Raw genomic sequence first — 19,471 nt, 5'->3', positions numbered from 1 at the left:
GTAAAGATGACTACTAATTCAGGAAATGACTTACTTTCTATATCAATATTTAATACAGTTTTTGACCCCAATGGACTTGTGATACCCAAAATAATTATGATAACAACAGCACAAATTCTTAAAGTGAAACCATAATCATTTTTCATTTCTCTCACCTCCTGTAGGTTATAATTTCGCATGCTTTGATGATAGTTGGTTAGATCCTATTAATGATAAAATAATCGACAAAATTAAAATAATAACAAAAAAGATGAAAGCATAACTGAAATGAGAGAACGATTCTAAAATGCGGCTTGATATGGCAGGTCCAAATGACATGCCCAGAAAGTTGATAAGATTATATATTCCTAAACCCATCGCATTTTTATCCTTTTCTATCGTTTGTGGGATTTCAATATTGATTGCCACAGTCATCATTGTAAAAGCGATATAAATGGAGAAAACTCCAAGAGTTGCGAATACAGATTGTCTTACACCGACAGTCGCCAATATCAGGAATCCTAAAAGTTCTATGATCACGGAATATCCAATAAGTTGCTTACTGCTTATGATATGCAGGCTCTTTTTTGCGATGAAGCTTGTCAAAAAGGCAAAGATTGAGATCACACCCAAAATAAAACCTGTGCCAATGGCTGAATGATGAAAGCGCTGCTCAGTTAATAATGGGAATAAAAACACAATGCCTACCATTGCTGCGTTATTAACAAAACTTATCGCAAGCAATCTGTTAAAAGCGAAATTTCCAAAAACAGATAAATCGACAAATAGAGCCGAATCTCTTCGGTTCCCATGAGTCATTAAACCAACTACTGACAGAGCAGTTATGATAAGGAGATAGCCATTCATTTTAACACCCAGAATAAACGACACAACGAAAATCAATAAATAAAATAACCCGATGAAGTCAAAAGGATCAGTCACCTTTTTCCCGTTGGCATACCCGGAAGGCATAACCACAAATAACCCGATGAGTGTTAGAACCACCAACAACATCAATAAAAACAAAGAATGCCAGCCCCATAAGAAAGTAAACGTGCCGCCAATCAAAAATCCTATTCCTGAACCTAATGATAAACATCCACTAATTAACGTTAATGCCAGGTCTCTTTTAGATGCTGTCATATTTTGATTGGCGATAATCATGGACAAGGCAATGAAAGCACTGCCTCCAGCAGATTGAATAATCCTTGCAATGATCACAAAGATATACTGATTGGTTATAGAACCAATCATGGAACCACTCACGAAGATACACACACCGAAGATTAATAAGGTCTTAAGTTGGAAGTATGACGCCAATTTACTGTAAGTAATAGAACCAAAGGCAGTGACCAAAGTATATAAAATCACAACCCAACTAATCATAGAAGTTGTTACCCCTAGTTCTCCTTTCATATCGACAAGTGCCACATTAAACAAAATTGAATTCATTACACCCGATAAAACGATGAAACACAAGGTTAGGATAAGACCATTTTCTTTACTTTTCATCTTCATATTTTTTCTCCTTCTCACTTTGTTTTATAGTCATAAAACCTTATGACTATAGGATAAAAAAAGTGGCTACATCAGAGCGTAGCCAAAAACCCCGGTAAATAATAATCAAATATCTCTTTGTTTAGCGTGACATACTTTGTCACACCTTCACGTTCAATCAGTACTAATTGTGCGTCGGATAAAATTTTCAAATGATATGAACCGTTTGACTTACTGATCCCTAAACTCCTCCCAATTTCCGAACACATAGGGCGATTGCTCTCGTGAAATAGTAAACGAATCATCTGTATTCTTTTCTCATCGGCCAACGCATTAAATATCTTAATGCGTTGGTGATCATCCAATTGTTTTAATACCATAAAACTATTATATAAATTTACTCAAGTTTGTCAAACTATTTTGGTGGAATTCAAATCTACTTGTTTAAAATGTAATTCTTCACATAATTGAGGTCTCACTCACTCCAACTGTCCTTCAATCCCTTCTGCTGAACCGTTTGATAGCTTCCTCGGTCACAGGACTGAAGAGGTTAACGAGGTTTCCGTCGGGATCACGGAACAACACAGCACGGTTCCCCCACGGCATCGTGGTCGGTTCCTTTACCCACTCGTCGACAAACGGTTTCAAGCGCTCGTATTCGGCATCGACATTGTGGACGCGGAACTCGATGATGACAGTGTGATTGTCAGCCGCCACTGCGGAACCAATGCCAAACAGTGGCACCGTCTGGGAGTGACCGATTGCAAGGGTGCACGATGGAAGAATGAATTCGGCAAAGACTGGTGCGGGGCGTTCCGCCGAAACACCCGTGACTTTTTCATAGAATTTGACAAGACGATCCACATCGTCGGTAATGATGCGTACAGAAGCAAAATTCACAATATACCATCCTTCCTATAATAAATGATACAATATCGTATCATTTCTTTTTGGGCTAGAACCAGTGAAGTTTCCGTAAAGGCCCAAATTAATCAGAAACTGAACCATTTGGTTCTACTACCAAACTTCCTTGACTTGGATGTATCTCTCACCCCTTTAGGTTTACTTACTTCGATTATAAAATGACGCTACTGACAACAGTATGTCAGTAGCGTTTAAACATTTCTTGGGCTTCCTCACGAATCCGATTTCGTAATGATTCAGGCTCCAATACAATCGCAGCAGCTCCCCAGCCAAGCACCCATTGCACCAATTCGTCGTGTTGACGTACGCGTAAGACCACCTGCAATCCATCTTGATGCTCTTCCATTTCCTCTATGTAATGAAAGTTCGATTCTTTCACCTTATCTGCGATATCATGGTTAAATCGGAGGCGAACTGGCAAGAGTCGATCATCTGGAGGGGTATATTCCCTTAAGTTAAAGTGCGTTGGAAATTCAAATCGTTCTCCCAGAACGATGAGTTCCGTCATTCGGGACAAGCGGAAATGGCGAATTTCTTGGCGCAGATCACACCGGGCCACGAGCATCCATGATCCTTGGACGAGCACCAATCCATAGGGAGCAACGGTACGAACACTATGGCGATCCCCCTCGGAATCTGCAAGTCTTTTTACATAATGAAAGCTGATCTTTCTCTCGTCTAATATCGCTTGACGGATCTTTTCTAGATATTCTTTTTCTTTTGACTGCTTAACCTGTTTACCAGAAATGAGCAAACGCATAACCTTGCGTACACGAGATGTTTCATTTCGTACGCTCTCCGGTAAAATTGCCTCAATTTTACTGCGGGCATCTTGAGCCTTGACACGATAATCATCATCAAATCTTTGTTCGATAAAGTCCGTTCCAATCAGTAAGCTCACGGCTTCTGGTACCGTGAAACTGATCGGCGGTAGGAAATAGCCTTCCATCAGGGAATATCCTGTCCCAGGGGCTCCTATGATCGGCACGCCCGCTTCACTCAGCGCCTGGATGTCGCGGTAGATGGTCCGCACGCTAATTTCAAATAGGGCCGCCAAATCTTCGGCCCGTACAACTTCTTTACGTTGTAGCTCCAGCACGATTGCTAACAAACGGTCTGTTTTGTTCATCGGTTACCCCCTTGAATATTTACTGTAAATAAACATACCACATCTAAATGGAGAAGATCATTTAGTGAATCTACAACTGGTGGACATAGATGTATTTGGCATCTATGCAGGAACCAGTCTCAACTGGAAAAAGGTTTCCCAATTTACAGGCAAAAACTGTATCATCTCTTTTAAGCGGTCACAACAAAATAGGTAGATGTAAATTCTGGTTAATAGATTTAAGAAAAATTTAAGATTTACCCCACTTTTTATTTTAATTGTCCTGCTTATACTCGAATCATGCATTCAAGGAGGACGTAAAAATGAAAAAGTGGTTTTTTTTAATCGTAATAGGATTCGCTAGTATTTACTTGTATCACTCTCTCCAAGATGAAAAAGAGATTAATAACCCAAATTACAATGAACGAGTAGAAAAGAAAGAAATGACTGAGGATGTTCAAAAGATTGAAGTGACGAAAGAGCAAATTCATCAGGGCACTCTCCTATTGGTAAACAATCAGTACCCTGTTGATCAGGATAGTATAAAAAAAGACATTATTGATCTGAGTAGGCACAATGAATTGATAACGGGATATGGTTTACTTACTAGTGATATGAAATTATCGGAAGAGATTGCACATCAATTTTCAAAAATGACCGTTTCAGCTGAGAAAGACGGGGTCCATCATTTTTTAATTTCTAGTGGTTTTCGGGACTTTGATGAACAGGAAGAGCTATATAAGCAAATGGGTTCTGACTATGCTTTGCCAGCAGGGTATAGCGAACACAATTTAGGTTTATCACTTGATGTGGGGTCTTCTCAAATGAAAATGAGTCATGCACCCGAAGGGAAATGGCTGGAAAACAATGCTTGGAAACATGGGTTTATCCTCCGTTATCCAGAAGGGAAAACAGATGTGACAGGAATTAAATACGAACCTTGGCATATCCGTTATGTTGGGGTACCTCATAGTGCTATTATGAAAGAAATGAATTTCGTTTTGGAAGAATATTTAGATTATCTGAAAGAAAAAAAGAGGATCTCCATTAATGTTAATGGAGAGGACTATATGATTTTTTATTATCAGATTTCCCAACCAACTACCATCGAAATACCCACTAATCACCCTTATGACATTTCAGGAAATAATATCGATGGTGTAATCGTAACGGTGTGTCTAGATGAGGAAAAATGAAAAACATAAACGGGATGATTGTGAGGGAGGGTCGCAACACATGAAAACAAAAAAATATACAATCGGACTATTCCTTCTATATTTAGTAGCACTAACATGGGTTATTATATTCAAAATTCGATTTCCACTTGCACTTCTTCACACAGACAGAAGTTTAAACCTAGTTCCTTTCGGAGCTTCGGGCAATGATCTTGAAATCATCATCAACGTCTTGATTTTTCTACCCTATGGCATTTTTGTGTGCATGCTTGGAAGCAGAGAATCATTCTTTAACATGCTTGCACCCATCTTCTTTACCAGCTTATTCTATGAGACAATCCAATACATGTGGGCACTGGGAGCGAGTGATATAACGGACCTTATTACCAATACTTTAGGGGGAATCATTGGGATTGGTATTTTCTTTGTCCTCCACAAAATCTTCAAAGACAGCGTTTTTAATACGATAAATGGAATGACAGTCCTTTTTCTGTTGTTTATTGCAATCGTTATTTATGCAAATATGAAGTTTAAATTTTTTATATTCAGATTTTAATATAGTACATGATTTTTGTGTAATCAAAATAAGACATCGACAGTAAGGGGAAAAGATTACCTCTCCCCTTTCTTTTTCTTGTAATAAAAAAGCATGCATCCGAATTGTGAATTAGAAAAAGTCAAAAAATGTTGATTTCACCGCTGGGATCATTTTTTCGAATCGCTCAATCTCCATCTTGGATCCCTTCAAGTACCCCAATTCAAAAAGCTCCATCGGTTTTTTGTATCCAAAGAGAATGGCTGAAAGAGAATTGACGTTTAAACGTATCCCTTTTTTAGGCGGATGAACACACTGACCTCCTGCTTTTTCTTTAAATACCTTTATTTCGCCATTTCCAATTAAATAGCTTCCATTATTCCAAGGGGCATGTGAATCTTCTAGATGAAGGAATAGCAGCTCATTTCCTGGGATAAAAGGAAATCTTTTTAAACATTCCTCCGCATCAACGATCCTTGCCATAAAATAAGGGGTCAACTCTGTTTTCACCTTGGGTTGCGGCAGAAAATAAGAAAAAGGATCCTGACTGGCTAGAGTCATCGTCACGGTTTCAACCATGGAATCATGCTGGCAAATAAAATTCCATAGCCCGATTCTCGCTTCCTGGTCCAAGGCAACCATCTCCTGCACATCCATTTTTCTTTCCTTCACATGGTAAAGAATATACCCTTTAGCCTCGTGCTCGGAATGGTAATAGACGGCAAGCTGCGAATCTTCATCATATACGTGATGTTTCCACCAATTGGTCTCGCGTTTTAGCATTCCGGTATATTGAACGCTAAATTGATTATAAATCTCTTCAATCTCTTCATTATGGGTCTCTTTTGAATATCTTTTTATAAAACCTTGCTGGCTGTCGAGAAACTTTAGGTCCTTATTTTCAATCGTTATTTTTTTCTGCTCACTAAATATTTCCCATCCAAATTTCCGATAAAATGAGATATCAAATGGGTGTAATAGCGATACGATTTGAGCATTTTCCCGCATGTGCTTTAAAGAATCGAGAATGAGTGTTTTGACATAACCGTTTCGTCGATATTCCGGATATGTAGCAACACCTGCGATTCCACCCATCTTCCAAACATCATCCTTCATATGAACAGTTAATGGAATAATATGAAGTTTGGCAGCTAGAATGTCCTTATCCCATATTCCTAAAATTTTATGGTTTTTCGCCCTTTCCTTCCTAGCAGGTAAGTCAGAAGCCGCAACCTTATATTGAAATGCATACATGGACAGTTTTATTGATTCTAAGAATTCATCTTCCCTTAGTTCTGTAACTAACATTTAGGCCCATCTCCTTTACCTAACTACATTTATTTTTTGTATCATAAGAACATTCATTTAGAGTATAGTTTTATTTGTAATTAACGATAATGTTCCCCAGCCGATGTAATATCCGCCATCCATATGAATACCTCCACTCTCCTAAAGTGCCTACTTAATTAGGTTTAAACAATTGATCAACCTCATTTTTTAATTCATCTAATAATCTAATATTTGTCTGGTACCCCAGGCTTTCAACCACGTTTCGATAATACCACTCTTGATCACCTTTCCCGCGGTTAAACCTTTCCCAAACACTTTCACCAATTAGCTTATAATCTTCTATGATAGACTGTATATTATGTAATTTATCTGCGCAGGCAACAGCCCGAACCTCTTCTGGTGCTGTCTTTAAAAACTCGATTGTATGCTTTTTTCTTTCCTCCCAGGACAATGACTTATCTGGTTCAGAGCATCCCTCTACAATCCTAGCTATTATTCTCCCAAAATCCCGTTCAATATCTGCTAATGTAAGGGACGTATCTTCTACCGTATCATGTAAGATTCCTGCAGCAACAAGATCATCGCCATATCCTGCCTTCATTAACATCATTCCAACTGCGACAGGATGAGTAATATAGGGAATATCCGTATGTTTTCTAAATTGATTTGCATGTGCTTTGCTTGCAATCTGGAGTGCCTTTTCAATCACATTCATAATGGGTCATCTTTCCTTTTCTTTTTTAAGTCCAAGGTCTACCCTAATGAAAATTATTTCTTATAAAGTATTCTATAAAAATTCTTCTTTTTGTTTTTCCCGTTCCACTTGTTGCTATCAAGATTCCACAGCTGGTTAATAGTTATAATGGTCTTATCTAATGATAGATCATTAGGGTTATTTTTCCAATAAAGAATTTAGGATTCTGATAGCAAAACCTCATTTTAGAAATCCGCTAAAGAATGGTATTATTACAAAGAGAAGAAAGTTTGGGGGCTATCATGAAAAAACTTGTAAAAGTCGTCGCAGCGATTATCGAAAATGAGCACAAGGAAATTTTATGTGCGCTAAGATCTCCTGAAATGTCTATCCCAAATATGTGGGAATTTCCTGGTGGTAAAGTAGAAGCCAATGAGGACATCTACTCAGCATTAAAGAGGGAAATTGATGAAGAATTAGATTGTAAGATCGAAACATTCAATGAGATTTTTAACGACACTACCCATGAATACGAAACATTTATTATTAACCTAATCTCAATTAAATGTCGTGTTGTCAAAGGAACTCCTACAAAAAGTGAACATTCCAAGCTAATTTGGCTAAAAAGAGAAAATTTAGATTCCCTAAAATGGGCGCCGGCTGATGTTCCAGCAGTAGAACAATTAATCCAAGAAAAATAGTCTTCTCGAGATGAGAAGACTATACTTTTTCCGTAAACTCCGTAAATAGGGTCGAAGGTATTTCATTTTCCAATTTTAATTTAACTGTAATCGGCTTCTCACCTTCAAATTCAACAGTATTTCCTCTTCCAATATAAATAAATGGTTCATTTTTCCCGTCGATTTCCCGATACTTCCTTATAAAGAGATGAAGGTTGATCCCGCGATTTTCATTAAAAATAATATTTTGCCCTCGATCCGTATTTTGGGATGTACTATTGGGTGTTTGCCATTGAAAATAATGCTCATCAATAAATTTATCATTATAATTAATACTTTCCTTGATATCCTCTTCTTTATGAAGGTCGATAAACAAGAAATACTCAATCCCATTCGTAAGGAGTCCTGAACCTCTAAACGAACTGTGTATTTTTCGATAATTTGATAACAAAGCAGCGTCTACCATAGAGTATTGTTCATATAATTTGAAATGTGGAACACCATAATATCCTGCTTTGAATTCCTTCTCATAACGGAAAATTCCGTAATGAATAATATCTATAATAAACTTTCGGTATTCCTCATTTTCTAAAAGCCCCATAAACATTGTAGTCTTACTCAGTTTACCATTACTATATTGAACTAATTTAGGCTTATTCTTAAGCTGGCCACTATCATAGTAATTTTGATTCAAAGTTTCAAAGGCATGTGACACACTATCATCATCAACATGATGAATCATCTTAACGATCTGCTTTTTTGCAGTAATTAAATTTATTTCCTCATGATCCAAAAGATATTGAATGATCACAAACTCGTAAATCCTTTTAAGTGGTAGCTTACTGGATAACTCTTTTAAAATCCCTTCAAATCCATCATTTTGTAAGAGACCTTTTAAATCATCATCTTTCTCAACTTTGGCCACAAATTGCAAGTACGACTTTTCTCGATCTATGAATTTAACGGGATCCGGTGCCCCGTCATATTTCATATAATCCATTAACAATAAAGGAATTCGTCCCTGATTGAGTTTCTTAAATTCGAAATACTCTTCTTTCAAATATTTCATGGAATTGAAGTTTTCGTTATCAATCTGTGCCAAAATTCTCTCTTGTGAAATCTTATCCATTTGGATATGTGTACAGCCAGGAATGTTTGCAAAGCCTGTTGCAATCGCTACCTTTAAGCTTTCCTTATCATAATAACGGCTGCCATTTAATGCCAATGCAATGAGGAAGGTTTTATTATGGTTTCCTATAAAATCAAGGACTGTTAAGAACTCCTTATTAGCATGTTTCCGCAATCCTCTTCCCAATTGTTGAATAAACACAATTGGGGAGTTGGTTGGCCTCAACATGAGCACCGTATTGACAGAGGGAATATCAACCCCTTCATTAAAAATATCAACGGTAAAAATAAATTCTAATTCGTCATCGTCCTTTTCTAGGCGATTAATATATCGTTCACGTGTTTCTGGTGGATCAGCCCCGTATAAACAGACGCTTTTATTGCCCTTTTTATTAAATTCACTAGCCATATATTGTGCATGCTCAATGCTTACACAGAAACCAAGCCCTTTTCTTTTCTCTCCATCATGACCATAGAAGTCCATTTTTTCAATAATAAAATCGACACGTTCATTCACCTTAAGCCTCTTAGTGATCTCGGTGATATCATCAATGTCTACATCACTCAAATCAATGCCTTCGATATCGGTTATGCCAAAGTAGTGAAAAGGAATAACCAGCTCGTCCTCTAGAGCCTCATGCAACCGGACCTCGAGTGCCACATTATTATCAAATAAATCAAACACATTATAGCCATCGCTTCGTTCCGGCGTTGCCGTCATTCCTAAAGTAAAATTTGGCTTGAAATAGTCCAATACCGTTTGATACGTCGGACTTGTCGCATGATGAGCCTCATCAATGATCAAATAATCAAATTCATCATTTTCAAATTCATGATAGCATTTCGAAATGGTTTGGATAGTGGCAAACACATAATCAACATGTTTCTGCTTATGATTACCTGTTAGAAGACCAAAAGTAAGTCCTTCATTGGGAAGGAGCATTTCAAAAGTATCCTTAGCTTTCTTCAAAATCTCTTCTCGATGAACAATAAAAAGGAGTTTTTTAGGTTTCACATTCTTCACATCAAATGCCGACATATACGTTTTACCGGTACCAGTTGCAGCTATGACAAGCGCCCTTTTCTCCCCAAAACTCCGCAATCTATCCAAATTTTCAGTTGCACGTTTCTGCATCCGGTTTTGTACAATATATTTTTTGTTCTCATAGATTAATTGATGTGATATCTGGGTGCTCTTAAAGCTTTTAAGGAAATCCTCATATCTTCTAATAAAATCCTCATCCGCTTCCTCACTCATGTTCCAAAGATAATCATATTCCTTTAAAACATCCTGAATGAATCTGCCATTCTCCTTGGTGATAATTTCAACATTCCACTCAATGTTGCTTTTAAGAGCACTTTGGGTGATATTGGATGAGCCAATAATCACTTTGTAGCTATCTTGGTATTCAAATATGTATGCCTTCGTATGAAAGCCAATCTCTTTATCCGTCACAAAAACCTTTAAATCAACATTCTTAAATTCTCTAATTTTTTCTAATGCCTTTGCGTCAGTAAAATTAAGATAGGTTGAAGTAATGATCTTTCCCCGGATGCCCTTTTTCTCCGCCTCTTTTAAAGGATCAAGGAGCAACTGCAGTCCGCTGAAATTAATAAAGGCCACACTAAAATAAAACTGCTCACACTCATTCATCGATTTTACTAACTCTTTCAATAAATTCCCCTTATCGGAATTTACGATTAACTTCTTTTCAACCGATTCCATTGGATTTCTCCTGCCCACATTAATAATAACTTTTTAATGTTATTTATTGGATATGAGAAAATTGTACTATAACTAGGGGTAATAAAAAAGATCTTCAATTGAATTATGAGAATAGAAGATCCTGTTGCTACGTTCTTTTCAGCTCATTTTTGAGTGAATCATGAAGTACCTCCAATTCAAACTTCTACTACTTCAAAAGAAGTAAGCAAGCAAAATAATTTACCAGGTGGCATTTTCCCCTTAAAATATTCTACTTATTGCACACACACCAAAGATCATAAGCAAAAGACCTATTAAATAGACCAAATCCTTTGCCCCTAAACTCGTCGTTTGATAATAGGTCCGATTTCTTGTGCCCGTAAATCCTCGGGCCTCCATCGCAATCGCGATTCTCTCTGATTTTCGCACTCCCTGAGTGAACAATGGCAGCGAGTATCTCATAAAAGCTTTCCAACTATTTTTTTGCTTATAGCCGCGAATTTTATGGGCTGCCTTCATTTGATTGAGTTCAGATTGAAAAAGCGGAATAAAGCGAAACCCGGCCAAAAATCCATACGCCCATTTGGGTGAAAGTTTACATTGATGAATCAAACTCATGATGAATGAGGTTAAATCTGTTGTTGAGGTGAATAACAATCCAAAGGTTACGAATCCTAACATCCTTAAAGAAATCGTTAACCCATGATTCAGACTCTCTTCTGTCACATGAAACCAAGCCCAACTCCAAATCGTTTCTTCCCCTTTACCAAAAGCCGCCATCATCCAAAAGACTAAAATAAAAAAACCTAAATAGGGTAAAAGTCTTTTCAATAAATATGACATTCTCCATCCGCCCAAAAAAATGCCTATGAATACAGCAATAAGCCATATACCAAACGTTTCTTTCGGATCTGAAATAGCCATCAAGATAAACATAGCTAAAAAGTGAGCAAGCAGCTTACAAGCAGAGTTTAAGGTCGAAAGCCATGATTGATTCCCCTTCATACAAGACATAACTCCTTTCTGGCTTGAAATAATTGATAATGCAGAGGAGGCACCAATGAGCTCTCTTTCAAAAGGTCTTGGTTCATAAATAATTGATATGGTGTCCCATAGAAAGCAGCTTTTCCCTTTTTAAAAAGGATAACTTTATCCGAATTGCGATCCACCAAATCCATATCATGGGTTACCATGATAATGGTTGTCCCCTGTTCTTGACGCTCCTTCAGCCGTTTAATCAGCTCGTTAGCAGTCTTTTCATCCTGGCCGAATGTTGGCTCATCTAGTAATAATAACGCTTGATCAAACAATAACATCGTGGCCACACTCAAACGGCGTTTCTGGCCAAGGCTCAGTGTAAATGGATGGGCCTCACAATAGGATTGCAATCCAAACTCCTGCAATAACTGATTGGTTTTTTGGCGGGTACGCTCTTCCGGCCAATTTCTTTGCCGGCCGCCAAAGGCGATTTCATCAAAAACAGTATCTGTAATGAATTGCAATTCTGGATTTTGAAAGACAAAGCCTGCTTTATCATATAGCTCCTGATCGGACCATTTTTTTAATTCCTTTTCAAGAAAATGAACTTTTCCTTTTTTTAAGGATTCTAAGCGTGCTAAACTTTTCAGGAACGTACTTTTGCCGCTCCCATTTTTCCCGATAATCGAAATCCAGTCCCCTTTATGGATGGTCAGATTAATGTCGTTTACAATCGTCGTTTTCCCATAGCCGATTTCTAGATTTTCTGTATGGATGATAGGGTTTTCTACCCAATCGTTTTTCGGTTGTTCCATCGACTTCGTTTCTATGATCCTAGAGAGTTCGATTGCTAATGGATGAGTATCATGACGAACCACATCCAGCCACTTTATCGGAAATAGCTTTGGCCGCCAAATTCCAGCCTCCCGTATCTCTCTCTGGAAATTCATCAAGATTTCTTCAGGTTTTCCGTCACCAATCATCCTGCCATCTTTATTAAGAATAATCACCCGGTCCATCCATTCGATACATCCATCCAGTACATGTTCAACAAATACCATTGTTTGGTTGTTTTGTCGGGATACATCTCTTAACAATTCAAAAATCTCGTTTCTGCCTTCAGGATCCAGTTGAGCTGTCGGTTCATCAAAAAACAACACATCAGGTTCCAGTGCTAATAAGCAGGCTAGTGCCAATCGCTGCTTCATTCCGCCGGAAAGTGAATCAATCGGCGTACGTTTATCAATCTTCAATCCCGCTTTATCCATTAGATCCTCTATCATCCCATCCATTTGATCACGTGGAATCATCCGGTTTTCAAGACTAAACGCAATTTCTTCATCTACATGCAGCATGCAAAATTGAGAATCAGGATCTTGAAACATCACACCGGTACGATCTGGACGCACGATTTCCCCCGACACTTCAGCATCTAAAAATTCAGGGATAATCCCGGCGAGTGTGGAAATCAACGTTGATTTTCCGCACCCGCTAGGTCCTAAAATTAATAGTTTCTCACCTTGCCGAATCGATAGATTGATATGATTTACTATTTTTTTATTATGTTGGTAAAAGCGAACCGATAAATGGTTACATCCCAGAAACATATTCATCTGCATGACTCTTTTTTCTTCTTTCCTTCATGATTTCATATTGGTCTAATACACCTGTTTTGACGAGAGACTCCACAACAATTTTTGCTAAACACCCTCCCAGAATGATTCCGCTGATCACTTGAATGGCTAATGTCGTAAGCAATACTTCAGTCGTGTAATAGCTAAATCCGTTGGCTAGTAAGTTATACATCAAGCTGCCTACCGCTGCGAGTGCACCTGACAGCATTAATGTAAGCAGGTTATAGCGTTTGTACCTGAACATGGCAAAGGCTAGTTCTGCTCCAAGCCCTTGAAATACACCTACTAACAAAGCAGATAAACCAAAGTGGCTGCCGGTTACTAATTCAACGGCCGCGGCAGCAACCTCTGCTATAAAGGCAGCACCTGGTTTTCGAATGATGAAAGCAACAATTGGGCTGGCAATCACCCAAATTCCGAACATAAATCCAGCACCCATTGGACCAACAAGTGCGGAAATCGGAATCCAAAGTGTTGACCATCCTAAATAAATGACTCCGCAAGCCACCGCTAAAATGACAGTAAGAACAATCTCTTTCATTTTCCACTTCATCTTTTTACCAGCTCCAGTTGAACAGGCCATTCTTCTCTTTTGTATGCCATATCCCAGAACATATATTCAAGTTGGCAGCTTAATAGGAAATGCTCCTTCAGCTTTTCTTTTTCCTTCGCAGTTGCGTGTAGAACCAATTCATCTAATCTCTGGCAAAATCTTGTGGTAGTATCTGGACGATTCCCATAAAATTGAATCCATTTATAAAAGGGATGGGATTCATCCGGATTGACCTCTTTTATTAATTTTTCGCCAATTTCCCAATAAGTCCACGGACATGGCAGTAACACAGCCAAAATTTCTGCTAATGTCCCTTCATGCGCGACTGTTAACATATGGCGGATATAATGATGGGCGGATGGCGATAATGAGTACCCTTGTAATTCCTCATATGAAACCCCTGCAACTTGGCAAAAGTTATGATGCGGATGGACTTCACTGTTTAAAATAAATCCAATCTGCCGATTGAACACCTCCATATCCTGCCGATTTTCACACTTCGAAACAGCGATGCCATAAATGCGAATAAAGGAATTTAAATACTCAAAGTCCTGTTTTACATAATGGATTAATTGTTCCTTTCCTAAATTCCCATCGGCTATTCCCTGTACAAAAGGATGTTGAAAAATCGCTTGAAAAATAGGTTCTGCTTCTTTCCTTAGTTCTGCTGAAAAACTCATCAATATTTCCTCCTTAAAAGTAATTGCTAGAGGAAAAAGGAGACGGCTATATAAACGAAAAAACCGCCCCATAAATGGAGCGGCGCAAATTATCCAAATTAACATAACCTAAGCCCTGTCTCCACTTTCCTCCGCTAGTATGAACTAGATCAGGTTCAAAGGGTCCAAGATTACAATCTTGTCTCAGCCATGTCATGGCTCCCCTAGTGGTCAACCTATTCTTTTGCTATTACTATACCTTACCAATTTTGATTACGTCAATGAGACTTTTTACCCTCACAGATAAAAGCATCTTGTTCAAGTTGTCCACTTTCTCTTAAATCAGATAGGATTGGCGTTTCATAAGATATGTGCCTGTCACACCTCGAATAATGTCGAAATGTTCGACAAACTTCGGGTTGTGACAGGTACTGGCTTTGTGACAAGCAAAAAATGGGATCAGTCCACCATTCAGGTAAAGCTTTAAAGAAGCTGGGGACTGACCCCAAAATACAGTGAAAGAAAAAAATAAGCGGAGTTTTTCCGGTTAAATGTTGAATGGCGTTCGTTTCGAGGTAAATAAGTGGAGTTTTTCCGACTATGCAACACAAAATCTCTCATTTTCACGTTTTTCGAAGCAATAGGCGGAATCTCTCCGCCTATTTAAGCTATTCCTAATTTTATTTACGAATTAAGCGGACTTCTTCCATCTATCTAACTGATCGGGTACTTACCATGATCCCCAGCCGATAAGACTTTTGTAAGCACCGCAATTGTTCACCCTATCACATAAGTTGTGCCAGTTAAAGTATTACCGCACCGCACTTAGGGTCCGGCACACTTTCCCTAATAAAGATTCTTCTTATTTACCTCGAGATTAGGGGGTGTGGCGGGTTCATAGATATTAATAATTTTTGCCAGGTACACGCGAAAATCCTTTTCAAAAATCCCACCTGCCAACACTTCTGCATTCGCTCCTAACTGTAAAATAAAGCGATAGGCATTCTCAACATTGGGAAGCTGTAGGTCTGCAAAATAGGTTGTTTCATCACATGGTGTAATCACTGAAGTGCCAAAGCGTTCGATAATGATATCACGAACCCGCATATTTGCTTTCAAGCGAACCGGATAAAACTGTGGAAGGTTTTCTTTTGGTATTTTATCTATTACGGCGTAATCGCGTGGATTGAAAGTTTCGTTTGTAAATTTCAAATTTGTCATCCGAGCCAAGCGAAAGGTGCGAAAGTCCTCTCGTTCAAAGCTATAGCCTTGTATGTACCAGCGTTCGCCTTTATACATCAAGTGATATGGTTCAATTGTTCGAGAAGAATGTGTACCATTGGCATCGTAATAATCAAATTTGACAATTACGTGTAAACGGATTGCATCTTGTAAGGACTCAGCTACGGCCTTTAATTCTTCCGTTCCTTGCCAACCAGTAAAATGCAAAGAAAAATCCATCTCAGCGTTCCATTGTTCTGTCTGCATGGCACGGATTTTTGTCATAGTTGATTTGATTTCTGGACTTTGAATTAGCTGCTCCACACCATGTAAGGCAGTTAAAATATTTTGTAAATCTTTAGAGGTTAACAACTTTTTATCAACTTTATAGGTAGGCATCAGCCCAATTCCACCATTTCGTCCCGTAACAGTAAAAATTGGGATTTTCGCCATATTTAGTGTTTCGACATCACGATAAATCGTTCGTGTAGTTACCTCAAAAGTTTTTGCTAGTTCTGTTGCCGAGACTAATTCTCTCTGCAACAAAATCATAATCATACTAATTAATCGTTCAATTTTCATAAGGATCTCCAAATATATGACAGACTGCTGTCAGGGTTTGTTGGTTATAGTATAGATAGAAAATATGAAAAGAGGAAATAAAATGACTACATTAACAATAAAACACATGGAAGAATTAACATTGACTGGCTATAGTACAATCGTCCCAATGCCGACAATGGAGAATGTAGAAGATGTATCGAAACAAAAATCTGCCCACTTTGGGACACTCGCACAAAGTGGCAAATTTGCCGCACTAATGGCTGGCAGCAGAGATAAAATTGGTTATGCAGTCGGGACAACCGGCAGTGAGGGCTTATCCTATTTCGCAGGTGCAAATACAGCAACTGTTGCTGAAGATGCGGAACAATTAATCTTGCCAGCAACTGATTATGTCGTGCTTACTGCTGAAGGAGCACCAAGCCGACAATTATTTGATCAATTAATTCGCCAATTTTTTGGAGAAATCTTACCAAACCATCCTGAACTTAAGTATGAGGATACCTACGTCATCGAAATGTTATTAAACGGTAACCCAATGGACGCGGTTGTTGAATTAGCGATTCCGGTAAAAGTGAAATAAAGTACCTGACCCCCAGTGTGTTATTGTGTTAACGAACTGGGGGTCAGGCACTAAATCTCTTTACACAGTGGAATCCATTTTATGACGTTCCGATTGGAACCCTTCTTCTTTTGAAAAAATAACTTGGAATGTTACAGGCCATTTGCCTTTTTCTATGGTAATTTCTTTATAAATAGTACCTTAAGATAGCTGCCCTCTGGGAATTCTTTGATTATTTTAAAGTCTTTCGGCAAGGAGAATTCTTCAACTAGCTGATATTTCCTATTTGTTTCTCTAAATGCCTGATCAATAAAACTTTTAAATTTAGCCATATTAAAAGAGCTAGAATTAGTGGAGGCTACGATGATCCCCTCATCTTCTGTTATGGCAATAGCTTCCTTCATAAGATTTTTATAATCTTTTTCAGCGCTGAATACCATCTTCTTTGATCTTGCAAAGCTTGGAGGATCCAGTATTACCATATCAAATGTTAGCTGCTTTTTCACCGCATACTTAAAGTAATTGAATACATCTTCAACAATGATATCCTGTGAGGCATAATCTAGCCCGTTCAAACTAAATTGTTCAATGGTCTTGTTTAAGCTTCTATTTGCTAAATCCACACTTGTTGTTTTAACTGCGCCTCCTAAAGCAGCGAAGACCGAAAACGCGCCAGTGTAGGAAAAGGTGTTTAGTACGTTCTTTTTTTCCGCATAAGCATCGCGGATTCTTTTTCTTACGTCTCTTTGATCTAAAAACACTCCTACCATCGCACCTTCATTTAAGTACACAGCGAAGTTTATTCCATTTTCTTTTACGATAATCGGGAATGTTCCTCTTTCTCCCGCTACGAAATCATCTTCATCTATATATTTCCCGCTGACATCAAATCTTTTCTTTTGGTAAATGGCTTTAAACTCAACCAATTCTTTCAGAGCATTTATAATATACTCCCGAAAGTGGTAAATTCCTTTGCTATACCAGTTGATTAAATAATAGCCAGCAAAATACTCTATGGTTAATCCGCCTAAACCATCGCCTTCACCATTAACTATTCTGAAGGCATTCGTATCCAGGCTATTAAAAAACGGTTCTCTAACGTGGATCGCAGCTCTTAATTTATTCACAAAAAACCTTTGGTCGATCTGTTCATTTTCATTTCTACTAAGGACCCAGCCGTACCCTTTGTTTTGTTTTCCACAATAGCCTTTTGCAATAAACTTATTCTTTTCATCAACGAGACGGATAATCGTTCCTTCTTCAGTAGCTTCGTTCAAATTAATGAAAGCTTCCTTTGATATAAGCGGATAACCACTTTTATATTTATTGACAAACTTACTCTTAACCGTTAATATGACGTCTTTTTTCATCTTGTCATCCTATCAAAAATTTTTTTATTACACTGCATATCATATACAATCATTTTGCGAAACACCAATCTTTTAGGAACATCCTAAATAATATATAAGCTTTAGCACTCCGCTGAAAAATACTTAAAAAACATAATCATGATGATCGATATCGTTGGCTGTGTCATTACCGCCCAGTGTTCCCTTAGTGAAGATACAAAATCGGATTGTACGGCTTCATTAATGATCAAGAAATGGAGCTGATGAATTATCAGCTCCTTTACCTCCTTACAGTTCCATCCCATTCAACAAATCTCTCAAAGTCTTTAACTCCTCCACGCTCAATGTAACACCTTTCCCCATTTTCTCATGCTCAGGTGCCCAGTCACGCAAGTCGAATTTGGGTTCCTTTCCATTCCAGCTAATGAGATTGAGTTCTTTACTCCAGCCTTTAGGGGACTGTGATAGGCTCCCCACTGTTTCTTTGATTTCAAATTTAATTTCTGCCACTGTTTTTACCTCCATTAAAAAATATTTATTAATCTGTCATATATGTGTTAACTAATTCGTAACTTCTTTCCTTTGTTGAGTTATATAAAGAGATATAATAGGCAACGTTTTCAAAAGTTCCCCCTTTATACTTAAGTCTTTCTTCATTAGCCCTATCTTCTTTCTGCTCTATCCATTTCATTTGTTCATTTTTTAAATCCTTCGTTGCCTCTGGAGATAACTCCTTTTGTAGTAACGCATAAATCTCATTTAATATTTTGTCATACCTTTCGAAAGAAACTCCGTAGTAGTTTTTCATGGCGTTTGTTATACCATTATCTGAATCCTTCTTTTCCGGCATAGCATCAAGTTCTTTTTGGATGTTGTCTAATCTTTCTATAAACTCGTTCCTTCTCCCCTCTATTTTTGATGTTTTGTCTTCCTGAATCGTTTCATTTAGTTTATTAGATGTATTAACACTATCATCGGATTTCACTGTATTGTCAGTAGATGAATCATTAGATTCAGTGGAATCATCCGCACCTTCTGAAATGTTATCAGGCTCCGACTGATTTTTGATTGCTGTGGTATTATCAGATGTATGGCTACAAGCTGACATTCCGACCAATAAAATAACTAAAAGGGTTGCTGGAATAAAACTTTTGCTTTTCTTCATTTCTCCAACTCCAATCTCCTGTTTTATCTTCCATACAAATTATTTTATTATAACCAAAATTACCCTTTTACATT

Annotated in this window: 19 protein-coding genes and 1 riboswitch; of the genes, 4 read left to right on the top strand and 15 right to left on the bottom strand. The window is 37.9% G+C overall.

The window, feature by feature from the left end; genetic code table 11:
- Positions 1 to 165 precede the first annotated feature (165 nt).
- From G6554_RS16125 to G6554_RS16110, 4 genes are all read right to left on the bottom strand, one after another.
- Entirely contained in the window at positions 166 to 1,497 is a 1,332-nt protein-coding gene (locus G6554_RS16125; protein WP_242637759.1) for an MFS transporter, read from the bottom strand.
- 71 nt (positions 1,498 to 1,568) lie between these two features.
- The gene (locus G6554_RS16120; RefSeq protein ID WP_166243679.1) at positions 1,569 to 1,856 is read right to left on the bottom strand and encodes an ArsR/SmtB family transcription factor; all 288 of its coding nucleotides are present in this window, start codon (positions 1,854 to 1,856) and stop codon (positions 1,569 to 1,571) included.
- Positions 1,857 to 1,971: 115 nt separating this feature from the next.
- Positions 1,972 to 2,376, bottom strand: coding sequence for a VOC family protein (locus tag G6554_RS16115; RefSeq protein WP_166243677.1), 405 nt, complete (start codon positions 2,374 to 2,376; stop codon positions 1,972 to 1,974).
- A gap of 205 nt (positions 2,377 to 2,581) precedes the next feature.
- The gene (locus tag G6554_RS16110) at positions 2,582 to 3,529 is read right to left on the bottom strand and encodes a helix-turn-helix transcriptional regulator (protein WP_166243675.1); all 948 of its coding nucleotides are present in this window, start codon (positions 3,527 to 3,529) and stop codon (positions 2,582 to 2,584) included.
- Positions 3,530 to 3,831: 302 nt separating this feature from the next.
- Here G6554_RS16110 and vanY point away from each other — a divergent pair, with 302 nt between their 5' ends.
- A complete protein-coding gene (gene vanY, locus G6554_RS16105; RefSeq protein WP_166243673.1) occupies positions 3,832 to 4,704 on the top strand; it encodes a VanY-A/VanY-F/VanY-M family D-Ala-D-Ala carboxypeptidase in 873 nt (290 codons plus the stop codon).
- Between the two features lie 40 nt (positions 4,705 to 4,744).
- Complete coding sequence (locus G6554_RS16100; protein ID WP_166243671.1) at positions 4,745 to 5,239, top strand: VanZ family protein; 495 nt, start codon at positions 4,745 to 4,747, stop codon at positions 5,237 to 5,239.
- Between the two features lie 111 nt (positions 5,240 to 5,350).
- Here G6554_RS16100 and G6554_RS16095 read toward each other — a convergent pair whose 3' ends face one another.
- Together G6554_RS16095 and G6554_RS16090 are read right to left on the bottom strand one after the other, a co-directional pair.
- Positions 5,351 to 6,526 carry a GNAT family N-acetyltransferase gene (locus G6554_RS16095; protein WP_166243669.1) on the bottom strand — a complete coding sequence of 392 codons (1,176 nt, stop codon included), beginning with the start codon at positions 6,524 to 6,526 and terminating at the stop codon, positions 5,351 to 5,353.
- A 154-nt stretch (positions 6,527 to 6,680) separates the two neighbouring features.
- Positions 6,681 to 7,223: an HD domain-containing protein gene (locus tag G6554_RS16090; protein WP_166243667.1), complete on the bottom strand. Its 543-nt coding sequence runs from the start codon at positions 7,221 to 7,223 to the stop codon at positions 6,681 to 6,683.
- 281 nt (positions 7,224 to 7,504) lie between these two features.
- Here G6554_RS16090 and G6554_RS16085 point away from each other — a divergent pair, with 281 nt between their 5' ends.
- On the top strand, positions 7,505 to 7,903 hold the full coding sequence (locus G6554_RS16085) for a (deoxy)nucleoside triphosphate pyrophosphohydrolase (protein WP_166243665.1): 399 nt from the start codon (positions 7,505 to 7,507) through the stop codon (positions 7,901 to 7,903).
- 19 nt (positions 7,904 to 7,922) lie between these two features.
- Here the strand turns inward: G6554_RS16085 and G6554_RS16080 are convergent, their stop codons facing one another.
- The 6 genes from G6554_RS16080 to G6554_RS16055 all read right to left on the bottom strand — a co-directional run bounded on the left by G6554_RS16080 (position 7,923) and on the right by G6554_RS16055 (position 16,342).
- Positions 7,923 to 10,736, bottom strand: coding sequence for a DEAD/DEAH box helicase (locus G6554_RS16080; protein ID WP_166243663.1), 2,814 nt, complete (start codon positions 10,734 to 10,736; stop codon positions 7,923 to 7,925).
- Between the two features lie 240 nt (positions 10,737 to 10,976).
- Entirely contained in the window at positions 10,977 to 11,720 is a 744-nt protein-coding gene (locus G6554_RS16075; protein ID WP_166243661.1) for an energy-coupling factor transporter transmembrane component T family protein, read from the bottom strand.
- Entirely contained in the window at positions 11,717 to 13,306 is a 1,590-nt protein-coding gene (locus G6554_RS16070; protein WP_166243659.1) for an ABC transporter ATP-binding protein, read from the bottom strand. Before G6554_RS16070 ends, G6554_RS16075 begins: the two co-directional genes overlap by 4 nt.
- Entirely contained in the window at positions 13,284 to 13,880 is a 597-nt protein-coding gene (locus tag G6554_RS16065; RefSeq protein ID WP_166243657.1) for an ECF transporter S component, read from the bottom strand. Before G6554_RS16065 ends, G6554_RS16070 begins: the two co-directional genes overlap by 23 nt.
- On the bottom strand, positions 13,877 to 14,560 hold the full coding sequence (gene tenA / locus G6554_RS16060) for a thiaminase II (RefSeq protein WP_166243655.1): 684 nt from the start codon (positions 14,558 to 14,560) through the stop codon (positions 13,877 to 13,879). The genes G6554_RS16065 and tenA overlap by 4 nt, the downstream gene beginning before the upstream one ends.
- A gap of 109 nt (positions 14,561 to 14,669) precedes the next feature.
- Positions 14,670 to 14,775: riboswitch (TPP riboswitch) on the bottom strand.
- A 610-nt stretch (positions 14,776 to 15,385) separates the two neighbouring features.
- On the bottom strand, positions 15,386 to 16,342 hold the full coding sequence (locus G6554_RS16055) for a helix-turn-helix transcriptional regulator (protein ID WP_166243653.1): 957 nt from the start codon (positions 16,340 to 16,342) through the stop codon (positions 15,386 to 15,388).
- Positions 16,343 to 16,424: 82 nt separating this feature from the next.
- Between G6554_RS16055 and G6554_RS16050 the strand changes: the two genes are divergently transcribed.
- The gene (locus G6554_RS16050; protein WP_166243651.1) at positions 16,425 to 16,904 is read left to right on the top strand and encodes a GyrI-like domain-containing protein; all 480 of its coding nucleotides are present in this window, start codon (positions 16,425 to 16,427) and stop codon (positions 16,902 to 16,904) included.
- 152 nt (positions 16,905 to 17,056) lie between these two features.
- On the opposite strand, the gene G6554_RS16045 is transcribed toward G6554_RS16050, so the two are convergent.
- The 3 genes from G6554_RS16045 to G6554_RS16035 all read right to left on the bottom strand — a co-directional run bounded on the left by G6554_RS16045 (position 17,057) and on the right by G6554_RS16035 (position 19,397).
- Positions 17,057 to 18,253: a class I SAM-dependent rRNA methyltransferase gene (locus G6554_RS16045; protein ID WP_166243649.1), complete on the bottom strand. Its 1,197-nt coding sequence runs from the start codon at positions 18,251 to 18,253 to the stop codon at positions 17,057 to 17,059.
- A 267-nt stretch (positions 18,254 to 18,520) separates the two neighbouring features.
- The gene (locus G6554_RS16040; protein WP_166243646.1) at positions 18,521 to 18,742 is read right to left on the bottom strand and encodes a PC4/YdbC family ssDNA-binding protein; all 222 of its coding nucleotides are present in this window, start codon (positions 18,740 to 18,742) and stop codon (positions 18,521 to 18,523) included.
- 28 nt (positions 18,743 to 18,770) lie between these two features.
- Entirely contained in the window at positions 18,771 to 19,397 is a 627-nt protein-coding gene (locus G6554_RS16035; protein WP_166243644.1) for a lysozyme inhibitor LprI family protein, read from the bottom strand.
- Positions 19,398 to 19,471: the final 74 nt, after the last annotated feature.

The sequence above is a fragment of the Bacillus sp. MM2020_4 genome (assembly GCF_011250555.1).
Lineage (GTDB): Bacteria > Bacillota > Bacilli > Bacillales > Cytobacillaceae > Neobacillus.
The sequence above is the reverse complement of the archived record's forward strand: the minus strand, read 5'-3'. Positions and strand labels throughout refer to the sequence as shown.

Excerpts from the sequence above, each read along its gene's own strand:
- G6554_RS16125 (WP_242637759.1), bottom strand. The coding sequence starts at position 1,497 with ATGAAGATGAAAAGTAAAGAAAATGGTCTTATCCTAACCTTGTGTTTC.
- G6554_RS16120 (WP_166243679.1), bottom strand. The coding sequence starts at position 1,856 with ATGGTATTAAAACAATTGGATGATCACCAACGCATTAAGATATTTAAT.
- G6554_RS16110 (WP_166243675.1), bottom strand. The coding sequence starts at position 3,529 with ATGAACAAAACAGACCGTTTGTTAGCAATCGTGCTGGAGCTACAACGT.
- vanY (WP_166243673.1), top strand. The coding sequence starts at position 3,832 with ATGAAAAAGTGGTTTTTTTTAATCGTAATAGGATTCGCTAGTATTTAC.
- G6554_RS16100 (WP_166243671.1), top strand. The coding sequence starts at position 4,745 with ATGAAAACAAAAAAATATACAATCGGACTATTCCTTCTATATTTAGTA.
- G6554_RS16095 (WP_166243669.1), bottom strand. The coding sequence starts at position 6,526 with ATGTTAGTTACAGAACTAAGGGAAGATGAATTCTTAGAATCAATAAAA.
- G6554_RS16090 (WP_166243667.1), bottom strand. The coding sequence starts at position 7,223 with ATGAATGTGATTGAAAAGGCACTCCAGATTGCAAGCAAAGCACATGCA.
- G6554_RS16085 (WP_166243665.1), top strand. The coding sequence starts at position 7,505 with ATGAAAAAACTTGTAAAAGTCGTCGCAGCGATTATCGAAAATGAGCAC.
- G6554_RS16080 (WP_166243663.1), bottom strand. The coding sequence starts at position 10,736 with ATGGAATCGGTTGAAAAGAAGTTAATCGTAAATTCCGATAAGGGGAAT.
- G6554_RS16075 (WP_166243661.1), bottom strand. The coding sequence starts at position 11,720 with ATGAAGGGGAATCAATCATGGCTTTCGACCTTAAACTCTGCTTGTAAG.
- G6554_RS16070 (WP_166243659.1), bottom strand. The coding sequence starts at position 13,306 with ATGAATATGTTTCTGGGATGTAACCATTTATCGGTTCGCTTTTACCAA.
- G6554_RS16065 (WP_166243657.1), bottom strand. The coding sequence starts at position 13,880 with ATGAAGTGGAAAATGAAAGAGATTGTTCTTACTGTCATTTTAGCGGTG.
- tenA (WP_166243655.1), bottom strand. The coding sequence starts at position 14,560 with ATGAGTTTTTCAGCAGAACTAAGGAAAGAAGCAGAACCTATTTTTCAA.
- G6554_RS16055 (WP_166243653.1), bottom strand. The coding sequence starts at position 16,342 with ATGAAAATTGAACGATTAATTAGTATGATTATGATTTTGTTGCAGAGA.
- G6554_RS16050 (WP_166243651.1), top strand. The coding sequence starts at position 16,425 with ATGACTACATTAACAATAAAACACATGGAAGAATTAACATTGACTGGC.
- G6554_RS16045 (WP_166243649.1), bottom strand. The coding sequence starts at position 18,253 with ATGAAAAAAGACGTCATATTAACGGTTAAGAGTAAGTTTGTCAATAAA.
- G6554_RS16035 (WP_166243644.1), bottom strand. The coding sequence starts at position 19,397 with ATGAAGAAAAGCAAAAGTTTTATTCCAGCAACCCTTTTAGTTATTTTA.